The sequence below is a fragment of the Alkalihalobacillus bogoriensis ATCC BAA-922 genome, from assembly GCF_000621445.1.
GTDB lineage: Bacteria > Bacillota > Bacilli > Bacillales > Bacillaceae_F > Bacillus_AO > Bacillus_AO bogoriense.
Window position 1 is genome coordinate 1 of record NZ_JHYI01000059.1, and the last position, 1,646, is coordinate 1,646.

Sequence of the window (1,646 nt, forward strand, 5' to 3'; positions counted from 1 at the left end):
CAATTTATATTATATTTCTTATATAAAATTTGATGAAAGTTAAATAACTTTTTTTTATATTCATCAATATTTACTTTTGTAATATCATCAGCAAAAATATCTATATATACACGAAGTCCAACTTTTTCATCAGGGATAAAATTTCCTATATTTTGCTCTACAAACTCAATACCCTCTTTCAAAAACATAGCTTCTGATAAATCCACATATACAACAATGTCATCTCCAAATACTTTTTTAGCATTTTCTCTTATTATCTTAGTCAGTCTTGGAGAAGCAAGAGCATTCTCATATTGGTCTTTAAAGTCATCTTCCCACATATATAAGCTATCTAAATCCTCTAAAGCCACTTGTATTCCCATAAAAGCCTTAGCTTCTTTTAATTTATCACTATAAATTATTCCCCTATAACGAACATTGGTATTAAAACCATATTCTCTCTCCAATCCTCTGATAAAATAAAACTTATCATTAGGTACTTGCCGTTGTATTACTTCTAAAACTTCATCATTGTGCATTTTAGTAAAACTACTTGTCAGTAATGTAATAAATATAAGCATAACTACGCTAAATATTTTTTTCATAAAAGACCTCCATACCTATTTTTTATAAGTATACCCCGACATTTTCAATAATTCAAGTCAAGAAATAAAGATTAATTTAACAAAATTAAAAAACTTAATAAAAACTTTTCTTTCCTAACTCCACCTTAACTACTTTTTTATATTTTTTTCTTTTTGGCAAATCAATCTCCCACATAAATATTCAAGCAGTCAAGGGCTTTAGTCGGCTTGCCGATGGCTTTGCCACCCTTGACAGATAGAATATTTATGTAAAAAATCCTTGTCCAAAAAGAAAAAATCTTTATTTTTATATAAATGTATGGTATAATATTTTATATATATAAAGTATTAAAGGAGGGCATATATGAATATTCAAACTAAAAAGAAAATTGAAGAAATTAAGGGAATGATAAAGAAAAAAGTAAAAGCTGAAAGTATTATAAAAGAAAAATTTGTTACTCCTAAGAAAAAGGATAATTGGCTTGATAAAAACCACGAACACTTTACAGAAAAGGAATTAAACTATTTAAACTATTCTTTCTCTCCTGAAATCGTAGAAGTGGAAGAAGTAGTAGAGGAAACTCCAAAGGCTGTAAAAATAGATGAAACTGAAATTACTGAAGCTGTAATTGAAGAACCTAAAGAGGTGGAAGAACAAGCTGAAAATCCTGTTCCTGAAGAAAAACAAGCTACCCCTATATCTGCTACTCCATCAAATAATATAGACTTTTTCTTGGATAGTCCAAAAATTTTTAAATCTTTTGAAGAAATTAAGACACCACAAGACAAAATCAACTTTTTATTAAATGACAAGGTTTTAAAGGCTCTATTCTTTATGACTGAAGGACAGGCTATTAAAAATGAAGCCGACGCAACTTTAAAATACAGCCTAGAAAATATAAAAACTAAATACTCTCAAAATATAAAAATCAAGAATATCCGTATCAATGAAGACCTTTATAAACACTTTACAGAATTCTGTGAAGAAAATAAAATCACTATCATATCAGCTTTGAGCTGTGCTTTAGAAGAATTTTTAGAAAAATATAAAGAACTGGATAAAAAAAATTAAAGAGCAGCCCT

General features: G+C 27.9%; 2 protein-coding genes. One reads left to right on the forward strand and one right to left on the reverse strand.

Annotated elements, in window-relative coordinates; genetic code table 11:
• Positions 1–584, reverse strand: a 584-nt coding sequence (locus T323_RS26950; RefSeq protein ID WP_035179024.1) for a hypothetical protein, incomplete at its 3' end; no start/stop codon positions are given.
• A 343-nt stretch (positions 585–927) separates the two neighbouring features.
• On the opposite strand from T323_RS26950, the gene T323_RS0115795 reads away from it, so the two are divergent.
• A complete protein-coding gene (locus T323_RS0115795) occupies positions 928–1,635 on the forward strand; it encodes a hypothetical protein (protein WP_026674123.1) in 708 nt (235 codons plus the stop codon).
• Positions 1,636–1,646: the final 11 nt, after the last annotated feature.

Coding starts and splice junctions, on each gene's coding strand:
- T323_RS0115795 (WP_026674123.1), top strand. CDS start 928: ATGAATATTCAAACTAAAAAGAAAATTGAAGAAATTAAGGGAATGATA.